This window comes from Lysinibacillus sp. S1 (assembly GCF_044986265.1).
GTDB classification, from domain to species: domain Bacteria; phylum Bacillota; class Bacilli; order Bacillales_A; family Planococcaceae; genus Lysinibacillus; species Lysinibacillus capsici.
The window spans coordinates 1,147,606-1,164,818 of sequence record NZ_CP173154.1 but is presented as its reverse complement, the minus strand read 5'-3'; the positions used below and the strand labels follow the sequence as shown (position 1 = coordinate 1,164,818).

At 38.7% G+C, this 17,213-nt stretch carries 13 protein-coding genes and 2 pseudogenes; 9 read left to right on the top strand and 6 right to left on the bottom strand.

The features are described 5' to 3' along the window. Positions 1-299: 299 nt before the first annotated feature. Entirely contained in the window at positions 300-737 is a 438-nt protein-coding gene (locus ACHZEU_RS06170; RefSeq protein WP_115673420.1) for a MarR family winged helix-turn-helix transcriptional regulator, read from the bottom strand. Positions 738-858: 121 nt separating this feature from the next. Between ACHZEU_RS06170 and ACHZEU_RS06165 the strand changes: the two genes are divergently transcribed. Beyond that, complete coding sequence (locus ACHZEU_RS06165) at positions 859-1,446, top strand: NAD(P)H-dependent oxidoreductase (protein WP_054550751.1); 588 nt, start codon at positions 859-861, stop codon at positions 1,444-1,446. A 24-nt stretch (positions 1,447-1,470) separates the two neighbouring features. Here the strand turns inward: ACHZEU_RS06165 and ACHZEU_RS06160 are convergent, their stop codons facing one another. The 4 genes from ACHZEU_RS06160 to ACHZEU_RS06145 form a co-directional block, all read right to left on the bottom strand. After that, positions 1,471-2,544, bottom strand: a complete 1,074-nt coding sequence (locus ACHZEU_RS06160; RefSeq protein WP_259950083.1) for a cell wall metabolism sensor histidine kinase WalK — start codon at positions 2,542-2,544, stop codon at positions 1,471-1,473. Then, positions 2,541-3,218 (bottom strand): response regulator transcription factor, encoded by a 678-nt coding sequence (locus tag ACHZEU_RS06155; RefSeq protein WP_404804208.1) that lies wholly within the window; start codon positions 3,216-3,218, stop codon positions 2,541-2,543. The genes ACHZEU_RS06160 and ACHZEU_RS06155 overlap by 4 nt, the downstream gene beginning before the upstream one ends. A gap of 14 nt (positions 3,219-3,232) precedes the next feature. Further along, positions 3,233-4,990, bottom strand: a complete 1,758-nt coding sequence (locus ACHZEU_RS06150) for an ABC transporter ATP-binding protein (RefSeq protein ID WP_404804207.1) — start codon at positions 4,988-4,990, stop codon at positions 3,233-3,235. Between the two features lie 131 nt (positions 4,991-5,121). Beyond that, positions 5,122-6,840: a PucR family transcriptional regulator gene (locus ACHZEU_RS06145; protein ID WP_404804206.1), complete on the bottom strand. Its 1,719-nt coding sequence runs from the start codon at positions 6,838-6,840 to the stop codon at positions 5,122-5,124. A gap of 214 nt (positions 6,841-7,054) precedes the next feature. Here ACHZEU_RS06145 and ACHZEU_RS06140 point away from each other — a divergent pair, with 214 nt between their 5' ends. The 8 genes and pseudogenes from ACHZEU_RS06140 (at position 7,055) to ACHZEU_RS06105 (ending at position 15,886) form a co-directional block, all read left to right on the top strand. Beyond that, positions 7,055-7,663: an ankyrin repeat domain-containing protein gene (locus ACHZEU_RS06140; protein ID WP_081011059.1), complete on the top strand. Its 609-nt coding sequence runs from the start codon at positions 7,055-7,057 to the stop codon at positions 7,661-7,663. Between the two features lie 31 nt (positions 7,664-7,694). Continuing rightward, positions 7,695-8,570: a DUF2877 domain-containing protein gene (locus ACHZEU_RS06135; protein ID WP_404804205.1), complete on the top strand. Its 876-nt coding sequence runs from the start codon at positions 7,695-7,697 to the stop codon at positions 8,568-8,570. A 2-nt stretch (positions 8,571-8,572) separates the two neighbouring features. Then, on the top strand, positions 8,573-10,126 hold the full coding sequence (fdrA, locus tag ACHZEU_RS06130) for an acyl-CoA synthetase FdrA (protein ID WP_404804204.1): 1,554 nt from the start codon (positions 8,573-8,575) through the stop codon (positions 10,124-10,126). Continuing rightward, on the top strand, positions 10,119-11,546 hold the full coding sequence (locus ACHZEU_RS06125) for a DUF1116 domain-containing protein (RefSeq protein WP_048389952.1): 1,428 nt from the start codon (positions 10,119-10,121) through the stop codon (positions 11,544-11,546). Before fdrA ends, ACHZEU_RS06125 begins: the two co-directional genes overlap by 8 nt. A gap of 31 nt (positions 11,547-11,577) precedes the next feature. After that, a pseudogene (locus tag ACHZEU_RS06120) lies at positions 11,578-13,056 on the top strand (cytosine permease). Between the two features lie 2 nt (positions 13,057-13,058). Continuing rightward, a complete protein-coding gene (arcC, locus tag ACHZEU_RS06115) occupies positions 13,059-14,009 on the top strand; it encodes a carbamate kinase (protein WP_404804203.1) in 951 nt (316 codons plus the stop codon). Between the two features lie 13 nt (positions 14,010-14,022). Continuing rightward, on the top strand, positions 14,023-14,481 hold the full coding sequence (locus ACHZEU_RS06110; protein ID WP_048389958.1) for a nucleoside deaminase: 459 nt from the start codon (positions 14,023-14,025) through the stop codon (positions 14,479-14,481). A 169-nt stretch (positions 14,482-14,650) separates the two neighbouring features. After that, positions 14,651-15,886, top strand: coding sequence for a Zn-dependent hydrolase (locus tag ACHZEU_RS06105; protein WP_048389960.1), 1,236 nt, complete (start codon positions 14,651-14,653; stop codon positions 15,884-15,886). Positions 15,887-15,994: 108 nt separating this feature from the next. Here the strand turns inward: ACHZEU_RS06105 and ACHZEU_RS06100 are convergent. After that, positions 15,995-17,197, bottom strand: a pseudogene (locus ACHZEU_RS06100) (CynX/NimT family MFS transporter). Positions 17,198-17,213 lie beyond the last annotated feature (16 nt).

Below are 17,213 nucleotides of genomic sequence, written 5' to 3'. Positions count from 1 at the left end.
CGAGCAAGGAGATGAGCAATTTGAAGTAAAAGAGAGCGCTTCGAACCAAGGAAAGAGCGGCTTTGCATGAAAAGAGAGTGTTTCAAGCCAATAAAAGAGCAGCTTTGAATCAGAAGCGAGCACTTTAAACCAAAGAAAGAGCGGTTTTGAACAAAAAATGATCACTTCGAGCAAAGAAAAGATCGGTTGTGAAAAAAATGATCACTTCAAACTAAAGCAAGAGCAATTTCAGTCAAAAAAGATCTCGCCTCCAGCTTCTCCAATAGTAGCGATCACCACACCCGAAAAGCAGCATGGTCTTAGCCGTTTTGCTGTAAAACCTTTTCCTCTAAAATGGTTAGAGCATGTTGGATGTCCTTTAGATCATCCTGTGTTGCGTGTTGAATAAGCTGTAAAAAGCGTTCTTCGATACAGGCAAATGCCTCCTCCATCATTTTTTCACCCTCTTTGGATAAACGGACATACTGCTTTCTGCGGTCGGCTGTGTCGTTAAATTTTTCGATTAGCTGCCGTTCCAGCAATTTCCGAAGTTCACGGCTTGTGTTGGGTAGGGACATATGCTGACATTCACTGATTTCTGTTGGTGTGACAGGTTGGCTTACTTTAATATATTCAAGAATTTTATATTGTAGCGGTGTAATATTCGCAGTGTTAACATTTTGTGTGAGATCATGTGTCACTTGATGGATTGTGGCTGTAAATGCTACAAACTGATGAAATAAAGCGCTTTTATTCAATGGGATCACCTCTTACTGTCAAGATAACAAATAACTTGTCCTAAAACAATTATCATTTGACAACTAAAATGAAATGAATTATTATTTTGTTATCAAATGATAAGTAACGAGGAGGCGCACAATGAAAACGTTAATTGTTTATACATATCCCAACCATAAAAGTTTAAATTATGCTTTTTTACAAGAAGTGATAAAGGGGTGTCGAGAGAATCCTACCATCGAGGAGATTCAGATACTAGATTTATATGAAGAAGAGTTCGATCCACGCTTAATTTTCCATGAACATAAACGACGTCGTGATATGTATCGGGATCCGAAAATGGAAAAATACCGCCAACAGCTCTCTTGGGCAGATCAAATTGTATTTGTTTATCCGATCTGGTGGGGGAGACCGCCAGCCATGCTGTTAGGATATATCGACCAATTATTTGCAGCAAATTTTGCTTATCGAGATACAAAGGGTTTATTTCCAGAGGGTCTTTTAAAAGGGAAGTCTGTAGTCTGTGTGTCCACGATGAAGGGGCCAACCAATTATCCATTTTTATGGTTAAACAATGCACATAAAATTTTAATGAAAAGGGCGTTGTTTAAATTTGTTGGAATGAAAAAAGTGAAGTTTTTTGAGTTTGGTAATATGGAAAGTAAAAAGGGGAAGCAACAGCAAAAACTAAATAAAGTATATCGATACTTTAGTAAAGTAGCATACTAGAAAAAACAACTCATGCAGACGGGGTTAGTCGTTTGCATGAGTTGCCGTACTGTCGATGGGGACAGTAATCAAAAATCTTGTATATTCTGCTATTTGGCTTTCTACAGCAATGGTTCCATGATGCATCTCAATTATTTTTTTGACAATGGCTAGCCCTAATCCGCTACCGCCATTTCCAGCAGTTCGCGATTGATCGGCCTTATAAAACCTTTCGAAAATATGCTTTTGTTGTTCTTCGGTTAAGCCTATGCCAGTATCTTGAACCCGAACGGTTATCGTGTCGAACTGCTTTTTCATAGATAATGAGATGGTTCCATTGGTAGGTGTAAACTTAATACTGTTTGTCAGTAAATTCATCCAGACTTGATTCATCAAATCCTCATCTGCAGTGATGCTCAGGTTATCAAGATCGAGATCAAAGTCAATCTGTTTGGCTAACCAATTCGGTTCTAGTGCCAGCACAACATTGCGTAGTTGTTTATCGAGTCGATAAGTTATAGGCTCAAATGGATGATGCTGCGATTCTAAGGAAGTTAGCTTGAGTAAATTGTCGCTAATTTTTGATAGACGATTACTTTCTAATTCAATTATAGCTAGATAATGCTGACGTTTTTCTTCAGGTAGGTTAATATTTTTCAAAGCCTTGGCAAAGCCATTAATAGATGTTAAAGGTGATTGAATTTCATGGGAGACATTGGAAATGAACTCCTGACGCATTCTTTCCAGTTCACCTAACTCAACAGCCATATGATTAATACCATGAATCAATTGCCCAAATTGATCCTCCTCATCTGCTCTCAAATCCAGCTGAACATCAAAATCACCTTTTGCCATACGGCTTAATGCATCTACAATCGTATCCCAATAGTTACGTTGTCGATTTAGTCCGATTAAAAAGATAATGGCAGCTGAACAGGCAAAGAGTGCAAACACCCCAATCACTGTTGCTAGTTGTAGCCAAAATCCATGAGGCTCAGTTCCTAACCGTCCATACAGCCATGAAGTTACATGATAGGAAATAAAAGCGAAAACGGTGTTTGCAATCAGAAACAGGCAAAAGACCATCGCTAATCTTAACAAGAATCTTCGTTTTCTCATGTGCCTAGTTCCAAGCGGTAACCAAGACCACGAATGGTGCGAATGACAAAGCCACTCGTCTCCTGTGGAAAGCGTTCTCGTATTCTTTTGATATGGACATCAACTGTTCGTTCATCTCCCTCATAGTCGTAGCCCCAGATTTCTTCGATCAACTGTTCACGGGAAAAGGTTTTGCCAACATAGCTTGCAAGTGTAAATAATAGCTCGAACTCCTTCAAACGAAGGAGAATCGTCTCGCCGTTCATTTCCACTTCATGTGTATGGCGATTTAATTTGACATGACCAGCCTCTACAACTTGAGAAAGGGAGATACGATATCTTTTTAAAATAGACTTAACACGTACGATTAGCTCGGCAGGCTCGAATGGCTTCACAAGATAATCATCTGTCCCTAAATGAAAGCCCTTGATTTTTTGAGAGGTTTCTCCTTTAGCTGTTAGCATAAGGATTGGTAGATCTGTATTAAATGAACGTATWTCCTCACATAATGCCCAGCCATCCATGTTGGGCATCATAATATCCATCACGACCATATCGACTTTCTCAGTGTCTAATTTAGACAGTGCATCGACACCATCGATAGCCTCTATTACTTCTAAGCCCTCGTTTTGCAGAAACACTTTTACCAATTCGCGAATATGTGCATCATCATCCACGACTAATAGTTTTGTCATCTCAACAAACCCCTTTATTCTACGTCTTTAATGCGTAATTGCTGCATGGCAAACTCACGATACATAGCATGTGTTTCAAAGAGTGTTTCGTGTGTACCACAGCCTGTAATATGCCCTTTCTCAATAAACAATATTTGATCGGCATCTACCACTGTCGATAAACGGTGCGCAATGACTAGTGTTGTGCGTCCTTGCATTAAGTTGTCTAATGCTTTTTGTACATAAATTTCTGAATTACTATCTAAGCTTGATGTTGCCTCATCCAGCATTAATATTTGCGGATTACGTAAGAGCGCTCTTGCGATAGAGATACGCTGACGTTGTCCTCCTGAAAGCTTGATGCCTCGTTCTCCAACTTCAGTATCGAACTTGTCTGGAAGCTCGTTAATAAATTGATCTGCATAGGCCATTTTAGACACTTTTTCTAGCTCATCATCTTRCACTTCACGGTCWAKACCATAGCAAATGTTTTCTCGAATCGTACCTGAGAGCAGGGCACTTTCCTGCGCTACATAGCCGATTTGACTGCGCCAAGAGTGGAGTGAAAAAGTTTCGATTGGTGTATCTCCTAGTGTGATACTGCCGTTCGTTGGCTGATAATATCGTTCTAGCAGTGAAAATGTAGTTGTTTTACCGCCACCACTTGGTCCAACGATGGCTGTTACTTTGCCTGGCTCAATTGTGAAGTTAATATCGGATAAAATGGGCTCCTCACCATAAGAAAAATCAACATTTTTAAGATAAATGGGTTGATCTATTTTTTCTACTGTTAAGCCTTCTTCAATATGTTCTTCCTCGTATTCAAGCARTGCACTAATTCGTTCTGTAGCACCCATGGCTTTTTGGAGCTGGGTAAAGAACATCGTTAATTGCGTCATTGGCATAATGATTTGGATTAAATATAAAATAAATGCCACCATATCGCCAGCCGTCAGCTCTCCAGAGGAAACACGGACACCACCATAGCCAATAATAGCTACAAGCACAGACATCAGAACGAATGAAATCAGCGGGGAAATCAGTGCATGAATTTTTGCTTCTTTTAAGCCAAATGTAAAGAGATTCGTAATGCCCTTTTTTCCACGCTCATATTCAATTTGCTCAGCATTTGAAGCCTTGACTAGGCGCGTTTCAGGTAAAACTTGATTTAATACAGACGTAAATTTTGCTGTTTCATCTTGCATTCCTTTTGAAATCACAAACATGCGTCGCCCTAACAACATTAAGATCACCATAGCCAGTGGTACGGCAATCAGCATGACTAATGTCATTTTCCAATCTAAAAATAGAAGAATGATAATAGAACCTATTATGGAGATAACGCCAGATAAACAGTTTGCTAAATGCTCTGTTATAAGCTCTTTCACAACCGCCGTGTCATTCGTAACACGGCTCAATGTTTCACCAGTATCATGTTCATCATAATAAGGGATTGGTAAATGCAACAGCTTTCTCCATAGCTGGTCACGTAATTTTGCCACAACATGATGTCCAACTCGATTTAAATAATAGATGGATAATCCACTGGCAATAGCCTGTGCGATAAAGGCAATACCTAGTACAATAATTTGCCAATAATTAAGCGATTCTAACGAAAAGCCATCCACTAATTGTTTTGTAAATAATGGAACAATAAACCCTACACCTGTCGTTGCTAAACTCATCACTAAAGCGATGACAAGTAKCCATATCGGTGGTTCGGCACGTTTTACTAACTGTATAAAACGGCGCCAATCTTTTTGTTTAGACATATCATTTGATGTTTCTTGCAAAGAAATAAGCCTCCTTCATTGTCTGAAAACAATGTATTTCGTTTCTATGGCTTTACTATAGCATGCGTTTATGAACTGAATATGAAATGAATGGTCATCAAAAAAGGTGATGCGATCACCACCTTTTGATACTAGTCTGCAAATTCATCGTGGTATAAAGACTTACCAAGCAAGCGATAGATTCTTAAGGCTAGCTGGATTTGTAACAGCTCCTCATAGCTTTTTAAATCGGTTTTTAAAATTTCTTTAATCTTTTCAATCCGATAAATTAACGTATTGCGATGGATAAACATTTCCTTGGCTGTTTCACTTATATTCATATGATTGATAAAGTAATTTTCTAATGTAAGTAGATAGCTTGTCCCATGTAATAGATCATGCTCAAAGACAGAACCCAAGCTTTCTAAGAAAAAGTCCTTTAGCTGCACTTCATTAATATTCGAATCTAAAAAATGAWAAATGGAGTGATCCGCATAATGAGCCACTGCCCCACGCTCTTCGAAGCGGTGCATAAGACGGAGAGCTTCATGTGCCTCTGCAAAGCTTTTATGGACAAAACGTATATGTTTATATTCTTTGCCAATCCCCATTAAGAAAGAGCTTTGCGTATGTTGCTGTACTAATAATTGGAGAATGTTTTCTGCGTATTGCTTTGTTTCATTGATCGTGAAATCTTGTTTGCTGTCTTGCTGTCCAACTAATATAATGATTTGATTGTTGCGATAAAGGCATGTAATTTCCCCATTAATTGTGCTAGAGTGCTCATAAATTAAATTCATACATTTTTTTGCAATATTATCGGTTTCGTATTTTCTAGAAATTAAATCATKCTGGTTTTGCAAATTTTCATGGCTAATAGAGATGACGATGCAATAATATTTATGGTTGATCTTTAAGCCGTGGAGATCGCATAGTGTTTGTAGCGTTTCAAGCGAAGTGATTTTTCCAGTCAATAAATCATCAAAAAACTCTTGTTTAATCTTTAGACGTACACCCTCAATTTCCTTCTGTTTTATCCTTTCTAGTGCCACAATCGTGGAGGCTTGCTCTAAAACGATGAAATCAAACTCATTCAGATCCCGTACAGTTTGCCAAATGACAATATAGCCATAAATATAGTTGGCTACTGCAACAGGAAGAATTCTACATTTTATGGCTAGATCTTCTAATTGATAGATTCGTGTAATGGATTTTTGCATTTCATTGAGATCATTCGGAATGGTATTTATAAAATCCTTTGAAAATGTTGGACGATTCTTCTTTAAATTAATGCCATAGGCAAGGGGCACAGGATTCGTATCAAGATCTGTATAATGCAGTAAATTCCAGTCATTATCTAAAAAAATAATCGGGTTATTAATTGTTTCAGCTAACTTAGAGGAAATAGATTCGATGCCTCCTCCTTCAAGCGCCACCTTAAATAGCGTATTGTGCATGTCCAAAGATTTTCTATTTAATAGATCATAACGGCCGGATGCCTTTTCATTGATAATCGAGATGACCTTGGAAAGGGTGTAATTATAAGGTAACTCTAATAACGGCAATCCATGCTGATTGGCAATATCGATCATGTTTTGAGGCGTCTTTTGTAAATAGCGTCTCATTTTAATAACAAGGCCTGCACAATTGATTTTAGAGATTTCTTGGATAATTTTATTTTGTAAGGCTTCGTCATCTTGGAAGATGTAACCAGTCGTTAACAGTAATTCATTCGGTGTCAGCCAATCAAATGCATCGGGATTTTCGATAATATTCACAAGTGCAATTTCATTGTGAATTCCTTGCTCTCCAGCAACAATTTTAATTCCTTCAAGTGCCTTTATCTCTAATATATCTTTAATTGTTAGCAAATGATTTCACTCCTTCGCCATAATCTTATCACAAAACATTGTACATATTGCCTAAATGATCTTCATTCTTTTTGGTTTTGCTAAACAATGATATCTACGGCATAAGAGAATAAAATAAAGCTTGTAAGACGGAAATGTGAAAGTAGTAACATTCTCGCGGTTTATTTCTTTTTAGTTGAAATGAACAATAGGTCAGAGAAATGGAGGAATGAAATTGGTAGATATGAATGTGGTCTCAGAATTTTTAACTGCAGCTGAAGCAGGTGATAATAACGCTCTGAAAGGTTATTTACAACAAGGTGTGGATATTAATTCTCAAAATAAGCGCAAACGTACAGCAATTTTACTTGCTGCGATGAATGATCAATTAGAAACAGTAAAATTTTTAATTCAGGAAGGGGCAGATATTGACCTTCAAGATCAAATTTGTTTAAACCCATTTTTGTATGGATGTATAAATGGAAAGTTAGAGCTTGTGAAAATAATGCTACAAGCAAACACAGATTTAGAGCGTTTAACACGCTTTGGCGGTGTAGGGATTCATCCAGCAAGTGAGAAGGGCTTTGTTGAGGTAGTTCGTGAACTTGTAACGACTACAGACATCAATGTCAACCATACAAATATTTGTGGATGGACACCATTGATTGAAGCCATTCTCCTCAATGATGGGGGAGAAAAGCAACAAGAAATAGTTCGTCTATTAGTAGAACATGGAGCAGATACACAATTAGTGGATCAATATGGTGTGACACCATTAACAATGGCTAAAGAAAAAGGATTTACTGAAATTGAAAAAATTCTACTAGAAGCAGGAGCGAAATAGTAGTACTCCTACGACATAAAGAGGTGTACATATGATACATGCCAAATTAGGTGATGATTATTTCCTGCAGCAAATAGTGGCGACGTTTACGGGAACGGTTCATAGCGTGTTTAAACATGCCTTAAATATACGGAGTGATGGTAATGATGAAATTTTTACACTTGCTACGAAGGCAATGGATCGGGCACCCAATACACTTGTCATTGATCTTGATACATTGGATCACCTGGGCATTCAGCAACATGACAGGGTATCGGTTCGCMATAATCAACTATTAATAGAAGAAAAATTAATAATAGCGATCCCAACCGCCTCTCGTTGGCAATGTCAGCTACCTATTTATCCAGCAAATTGTACACGCTTAAAAATGAATATGATCCGTGTAAAACAATTCATTGATTTACATGGGAAAGGCGGCGGCATAAAACGTAATGATTCTCCCGTCAGTGAATTTGAAGCGGAGACATCGAGATTATTACAGCAGCGTACAACTTTACTTTATGAGGAAATATTGAATCAACGTTTGGATCGTTTTCAGGCATATGCTGCTGATTTAGTAGGCTTGGGGCCAGGGCTAACACCATCAGGGGATGATTTTTTAGTAGGCTTATTTGCTATCATTCACTTACAAAATAGCCCGTGTTCTATGTATAAACCTTTGTGTGAAAGCGTCATCAAAGTGATTCAGCCTTTGACCAACGAGATTAGCTTTACAACATTGAAGAAGGCAGCATATGGACAAGTAAGGGAGTCCATCTGTTCATTCATACACGCCATTTTATATGGCACAGAAGTGGAATCCATTGAGGCTCTGAGAAAGGTGCTTGCTATTGGCTCTTCCTCAGGAACAGATATTGCCTTAGGGCTGATAAGTGGCTTAGAAGCCAATATAAAATTAGGAGGATAATGATGAGTATTAAAGTCGTAATTAAGCGCAACACATATTTTGATTCAGTGTCATTGATGTCACTATCTACAAAAGCGAATCAAATTGAAGGCGTCGAGCAAGCATTTATTGGTATGGGTACGGAGATGAACAAAGGAGTCATTCGTAACGTTGGTTTGATGACGCCAGAAGTGGAGGAAGCAACAGCAGGGGACTTAATGATTATTGTTAAAACTGCTAATGCGGATCAAACAGAAAGCGCTTACCTAGCAGTGGAAGAATTACTAACAAATAAAGATAAAGCACAAGCAAAAAGTGATATTAAATATGCAACGATTGATTCAGCTGCACAAGGAATTCCTGATGCAAACTTTGCGGTCATTTCTGTCAATGGGGCATTTGCTGTTCGCGAAGCACGCAAAGCACTTGAAAATGATCTACACGTGATGCTGTTCAGTGATAATGTAAGCGTTGAAGACGAAGTAGAATTAAAAACTTTAGCACATGAAAAAGGCTTATTAATGATGGGACCAGACTGTGGTACCGCTATTATTGGTAATACAGGACTTTGCTTTGCAAACGCTGTAAGAAAAGGCAATATCGGTATCGTAGCGGCATCTGGTACAGGTAGCCAAGAAGTAAGTGTTCGCATTCATGACTTCGGTGGTGGTATCACACAACTGATCGGTACTGGCGGAAGAGATTTAAGTAAAGAAGTGGGCGGTATGATGATGCTTGATGGAATCAAAGCACTAGAAGCCGATGAAGCCACTAAAGTGATTGTACTTGTATCGAAGCCACCTGAAGCAAGTGTTGAGAAAAAAGTACTCGCACAAATTAAAGAATGCAGCAAACCGGTAGTGGTTTATTTTATAGGTGGTAATGAAGAGGCTGTAGTGGCAGCTGGTGGACAATTTGCTAAAACATCGAAAGAAGCAGCCTTAAAGGCAGTCTTACTAGCAGGTATTGATGAAGCAGGTATTAACAAACGTGCACTTAACATTCCATTAGTTGAAGCGGTTCGTGCAAAATTAGCGCCAGAGCAAAAATACATTCGTGGGTTATTCTGTGGCGGTACGCTTTGTGATGAATCTATGTATCTAGCTATGGAAAAATTAGATAATATTTACAGTAACATCCAAAAGAATCCTGATTTCTTATTGAAAGATATCAATGTGAGTCAGGAACATACATTCATTGACTTCGGTGATGATGATTTTACAAATGGTAAACCACATCCAATGATCGATCCGTCTTCTCGCATAGAGCGCTTCTTACAAGAAGCAAAAGATCCGACAGTTGGTGTCATTGTGATGGACTTCGTATTAGGCTTTGGCTCTCATGAAGACCCAGTAGGTGTTATGCTTCCAGCCATCATTGAAGCTAAACAATTTGCTGAAAAAGAAGGTAGACATTTAGAGATCATTGGGTATGTCCTTGGAACAGACTTAGATACGCCAAACATAGATGAGCAAGTGGAAAAATTAGTCGATGCAGGTGTTACACATGCAAGCAGTAGTACAAATGCAGGATTACTTGCTAGAGAAATGGTGTTGAAAGGAGAAAATCATGAGTAAGATTAATGAACTTTTCACAAGTAAAATTAACGTAATTAACGTAGGTATTGAACTTTTTAAGGATGATATATTAGCACAAAATGCAAGTGCTACACACCTAGAGTGGTCACCACCGGGTGGAGGTAAGCCAGAAATTATTGCAGCACTAAACAAAATCGATAAAGCAGAACTTGCTGAAAAAATCGAAGCAGCAAATCGTCTTGCAGTGGAAAAAATTGTTAACTCTCAACCCGTGTTGATTGGTTTCGATCAAGCCATCAATGTTGTACCTGGCATGACGAAAAAAACAATTTTACACGCAGGACCACCCATTACTTGGGAAGATATGAATGGCCCAATGAAGGGCGCTGTGATGGGTGCTCTTGTATTCGAAGGATTAGCAAAAGATTTAGAAGAAGCAGCAGAGGTAGCGGCGTCTGGAGATATTACATTCTCACCTTGCCATGAGCATAATGCAGTTGGTTCAATGGCTGGGGTAACATCTGCTTCGATGTTTATGCACATCGTTGAAAATAAAACGTATGGCAATATCGCCTATACAAATTTAAGTGAGCAAATGGCAAAAATCTTGCGTATGGGTGCCAACGATGACAGCGTTGTCGAGCGATTAATATGGATGCGTGATGTGTTAGGACCAATTTTACGTGATGCAATGAAATTAAATAAAGACGGCATCGATCTACGATTAATGCTTGCACAAGCGCTCCACATGGGTGACGAATGTCATAACCGTAATAATGCAGGTACAAGCTTATTAATTCAAGCATTGACACCATATATCTTAGAAACAGATTATCCTGTTGAACAAAAGCGAGCAGTATTTGATTTCGTGGCAAGTAGTGATTATTTTTCAGGTCCTACATGGATGGCATGCTGTAAATGTGCATTAGATGCTGCACATGGAATCGAATATAGTACTGTCGTGACAACAATGGCACGTAACGGTGTAGAATTTGGTGTTCGTATTAGTGGCATGCCAGGTAATACATGGTTTACTGGCCCAGCACAAAAAGTAATCGGACCGATGTTTGCTGGCTACAAACCAGAGGATTCAGGTCTTGATATAGGGGATAGTGCTATTACAGAAACTTACGGTATTGGTGGTTTCGCAATGGCTACTGCACCAGCAATCGTTGCTTTAGTAGGTGGAACAGTGGATGAAGCAATTGGTTATTCTCGTAAAATGAAAGAAATTACGACGACAGAAAACCAAAATATTACCATTCCATTATTAAACTTCATGGGAATTCCTACTGGTATTGATATTCGCAAAGTCATCCAATCAGGTATTCTTCCAATTATTAATACAGCTATCGCACATAAAGAGGCTGGAATCGGTATGATTGGTGCTGGTATTACAAATCCTCCAATGGAAGCTTTTGAAAAAGCATTAATTACAATTAGTGAGAAGTGGGCTTAAGCCCACTTCCTATAAGTAGGAGGAGCTTTCTATGGAACACGCAAAAATTGAACAGTCCAATCAAGATTATAGAGCACTTGGCTATTCGGAAGAACTTTTACCAAAAGGTCCTCAGGAAAGAGACTGGGGAATCTTTAACTACATTACCGTGTGGATGGGTGCAGTTCACAATATTATGTCTTATATGACGGTTGCAGNGTTTTTTGTCTTAGGATTATCAGTTAATCAAGTTTTCTTAGCCATTATGCTTTCAGCAGTAATCGTCTCAGCAGGCTATTGCTTAAATGGATATTCCGCCTCTAAATATGGCATTCCGTTTGCCATATTACTAAGAGATTCATTTGGAGTAAAAGGCTCTATTATTCCGGCGTTATGTCGAGGGTTGATTGCTGGGGTTGTATTCTTTGGTACGACGACCGTTGTGGGCGCTCAATCCCTTAATGTATTATTTGCAAGATTTATTCCGAACTATATGTCTATTGGTGGAGATTTCACTATTTTTGGCTTAGATGTTCCGACTATGATTTCTTATATTATTTTATGGGTAATTACAGTTTTACTTTTTTTAGGTGGCATGGATATGCTAACAGTCTTCGGTAAATACTCATCACCGATTGTTTATATTTTCATTATTGGCGCAGCGATTTGGGCAATTAATATTGCTGSAGGAATTGGACCAATTTTAGAATATARGCCKTYKACYWSKAKRKAWAKKCSATTRKTCTTTATTGCWTGTKTTAGCGCATTGGTGTCTAACTGGGCTGGTCCAATTGTAAATATTGCAGATTTTACGCATAGAGCTAAATCGCCAAAAGCAATGATCTATGGCTTATCCATCGGTATGATCGGCTCGTATCTATTATTTGCGATTACTTGTATTAGTTTAATAGCAGGGACAGAAATTGCTTTTGGGCAACCAATTTTTAATATTGTAGATGCTATTGATAAAATTCAAAATCCCTTTTCAGTGATTGTAWKMAKWWKAGCTTTAAATGTAGGCGCAACAGCTTTTGTAGTTTTTGGTAATTTATTACCATCTGGATTACAAATGACAACTTTATTCCCTAAAGTATTTACGGTCAAAACAGCAGGTATTTTAACAGCGATTATTGGCACAGTCATTTTGCCTTGGAAACTAGTATCGAGTACAGAAACGTTATTTTTCTTTTATAGTTTTATAGGCTCTATGTTTGGACCGATTGCAGGTATTATGTTGTCTAGCTTCTTTATCGAGCGTAAAAGACGTTTAGATTTATCTATGATGTATGTGGAAGAAGGTCATAATGGAGCTTATAAATCTGGCTATAACATCGTAGCATGTATCGTTCTATTAATAAGCTTCCTCTTACCAATGTCAGGTGCTTTCCTGAAAAGTGTGCCGTTTTTAGTACAGCTAAATAACTTTGCTTTCTTTAGCGGACTGATCGTGTCATTCATTTTATATACGCTGTTATATAAATTTAATCAGCAAAATGTTCAAAATAGTGTAGAAAAAGAAGTAGGGGTGTAGTTGTGAATAAATTAGTAATTGTAGCAATCGGCGGTAACTCGTTGGTAAAGGATAGTGGAAGTGAATCTATTCAAAGTCAGCAAGAGGCAGTTGCTCAAACTGTCGAGCATATCGCGGATATGATTCAGGAARGTTATAAAGTGGTTGTCACACACGGCAATGGTCCACAAGTTGGTTTCACTTTACAAAGAAGTGAAATTGCTAATGAAGTATCAGGCATGCCAGCAATTCCGTTAGTAAACTGTGTGGCTGACACACAAGGTGGAATTGGCTATTTAATTCAACAAGCATTAATTAACGAACTGACTAAACGTCAAATTAATAAAAAGGTAGTCAGTGTGATTACACAAGTTGAAATCAATGAACATGATCCCAACTTTATTAACCCTACAAAGCCAGTTGGTTCATTCTTTACAAAGGAGCAAGCGGAGGCGATGCTAGTAGAGCATCCAGATTGGAAAATGGTAGAGGATTCTGGCCGTGGCTACCGTCGCGTTGTGCCTTCACCAAAACCAATCGATATCGTGGAAAAAGAGGCGATTAAATCATTAATTGATAATGATTATGTCGTGATCGCTGTAGGCGGTGGTGGAATTCCAGTTGTGAAAAAAGAAAACAATGTCTATGAGGGTGTAGATGCAGTCATTGACAAAGACTTTGCAACAAGTCTATTAGCGGCACAAGTAAATGCGGATTCATTAATTATTACAACGGGTGTTCCGCGTGTGTTTATTAACTTTGGAAAACCTGAACAACAAGCACTTGAAGAAATTACTGTTGAGGAAACAAAGCAGCATGTTCAAGATAATCAGTTCCCGCCAGGAAGTATGCTACCAAAAATCGAAGCAAGCTTAAGCTTCTTAGAAAATGGTGGTCATCGAGTAATTATTACAAACCCTGAAAGTCTGAAAGAAGCGATCAATAATCAGGCTGGTACTCATATTATTAACTAGGAGGAATCACGGTATGGATTATATTCAACTAGCTGTTGACAAAACAAAAGAAGGCATCGATCAAAATATTGGTGGACCATTTGGTGCAACCATTGTAAGAGGTGATGAAATCATCGCTGTTGTTGGCAATACAATGATGCGTGATACAGACATCACTGCACATGCAGAAATAGTAGCCATTCGTGAAGCCTCTAAAAAGCTTGGCACAATGGATTTATCCGATTGTGTCATCTACGCTACTTGCGAACCATGTCCAATGTGTGTGGGCGCTATTATTTGGTCGGGTATTAAAGAAGTTCATTATTGTAATACAGCAGAAGATGCTCATGTACATGGCTTCTCTGATATGCATCTACGTGATTACTTAACGGGTAAAGATAAAAGTGTCCTGAGCATGCAAAAAATTGAAACGACTGAAGAATGTGATGCTTTGTTCCATCATTTCAATGACAAAATGGCTAATAGTAAATAGATTAGAGCAGTCATATACTGCTTAAGTCTTTCCAGTGAATTAGAGTAGGGATCTCGTTATGGAGAATCCCTTTTCTAATTTTCAACCAAAAAGGTGTAAAATAGATACTATACAAGCGTACATTTGGTCTGATTTTCATCTTCGTAATTCTTCAAAAGGAGCTGTTTACATGATCTATAAAGAACGTTATCAACAATTACTAGATAAAATGAATCAATATAATTCAGGCGAAAAAGGGATTACGAGAGTTGCCTATACGAATGAAGAACAGGCTTGTTTACATGCCTTTATTCGTTTATGTAAAGATGAAAATCTTCAAATTCATATTGACCATTGTGGAAATCTTATTGCTCGAAGAGAAGGCAGTGTGCCAGGATTGCAGCCTGTTGTCATGGGATCTCATTTAGATACTGTCTATCAAGGCGGTAAATATGATGGCGTTGTAGGGGTAACCGCTGCCCTAGAGGTCATCAAGCGATTAAACGAGCGATCTATTGTGACAGAGCATCCAATTGAAATTATCGCCTTTGCCTGTGAGGAGTCTTCAAGATTTGGTGTGTCAACAGTAGGCAGTAAAGCAATGGCAGGATTAATTGATAAAGAAAAATATCGCCATTTAGTCGATCGAGATGGTATTACGATGGAGCAGGCTTTTGCTCATTGTGGACTTGATTTTAGTAGTGTTGATCAAGCGACAAGAGTAGAGGAAGGATTCCATGCCTTTTTCGAATTGCATATTGAACAGGGACCACTGCTAATTAACTATGAAAAGAAAATTGGTATTGTCACAGGGGTAGCAGCACCAGTTCGCTTATTAATGAAGTTAAATGGAAAAGCGTCCCATTCAGGCACGACTCCAATGAATATGAGAAAGGACGCTCTTTTAGGAGCATCCGAATTGGCATTAGAATTAGAAAAAGCGGCGATAGCAGAGCAGGAGTTTGGCACTGTGGCAACTGTTGGAATACTAGAGGTTGTGGCAGGCTCGATGAATGTAGTTCCAGGTGAAGTGGAGTTAACTGTAGATATCCGATCATCCTCTGTGGAATCGAGAGAACGTGTGCTTCAGCATTTTTATACGGTTATTGCAAACGTTCAACAAAAGAGGCAGCTTGCGATTGAATACAATGTCATTAGCTCAGAGGATCCTGTCCAGCTTTCTCCAAAGCTAATGCAAGATTTAGAAACAATTTGTGTAGAGAAGAAACTATCCTATCAATATATGCAAAGTGGAGCAGGTCACGATTCTATGAATATGACAAGGCTCGGACCAGTTGGCCTTATTTTTATTCCTTCAGTGGATGGTTTAAGTCACCATCCAGATGAACATACGGAGCTTGAAGATATATTAATAGGAATCGATGTTTTAGAGGCAGTTGTGCTAAGATATGCTTCAGTCAGCTAATTAGCAAGCATCAGTTGAAGACGCTACATGTATGGCAAGTGTCATCCCGTGAAGGCAATACAACAAAGGCTCAAAATCGATTCCATCATTAAAAGACGACCTTCCTTGTTAGAAAGTCGTCTTTTTCATGTGAATATGATGCCTTTGCGGTGGSYTKTGKKWTMMMATWWYWMGWTRWRTMRTRATMAKSWAAAGGACGATGATGATCATGCCAATAATAGCAGTTGTAAAATTGCCTGTGAAAYCTCGAACAAGTCCGACAAAGAAGGGGCCCAATGCAGCAAATACAAAGCCAACTGATTGTGTCATAGCAGCTAAGAAGCTAGCCTCGTGAATATCTTTGGCCTCATCAATTGGTAATGTTAGCCCTAATGAGAAAAGACCACCTGCACCAAGGCCAATCAGAATACTGCTCAGCCAAGGATTATAAGAAAACAGTAGCATCAATAATCCAATTAATTCTAATGATGAACTACCTACTAGCCATACGGCTCGATGCTGAAAACGGTTATTTAATATAGGCACTAAAAATGTAGCTGGCATTTGGGCAATTGTTAATAGTGTCAGCATCATTCCAGCGTCGTGTTTGCTATAGCCTAAATTTTCTGCGATGGGAGGTAACCAAGCCATGATGGTATAAAACATGAAGGCCATTAAACCAAAAAAGCCTGTTAAAAGCCAAGCCTTTTCATTCATTAACATTTGCTTCACACTGTTGCTCTTACTAGGTGAATTTGTGACTGATGCAGTAACTGCTTTTTGTTCAATTGGCTTCCACCAAAAGAATAAAGCGATTAAAGCAAGAATAGCCCAGGAGGCAGAAGAAGCTTGCCATGAATGAAAAAAATTGCTTAGTGGAATAGAAAGCCCAGAGCCAAGTGCAGCTCCTACTACAAGTGCTAGCGAGTAAATCCCCACTACACGGGAAGGGTTCGCAAATTTCTCCTTAATATAGCCCGATAACAGTGGTCCTACGATGGCAATGCCAATGCCTGATAACAAGGCTGTTACTAGCATGACCCAGGCAGTATTAGCAAAATATCTGGTAGCTGTTGCTAGTCCAATAAGAATAAGAGCGTAAGCGATAGTTCGCTCGATGCTCCAACGATTAGCTAGTTTGATTGCGAAAGGTGCAAATAAGCCCATACATAGCACAGCTAAAGAAGTTAGCAAACTAGCAGTAGCTGCGCTCATATGTAAAGTCTGGCGAATAGTTCCTAACAAGGGGGACACCGAAGTAATKACAGGCMGTAAATTAAAAGAAGCTRAAATAATGGCAATAATTGGTACAATTTTGTGTTTTATATTCATTGTCTTTCYTCTCCGT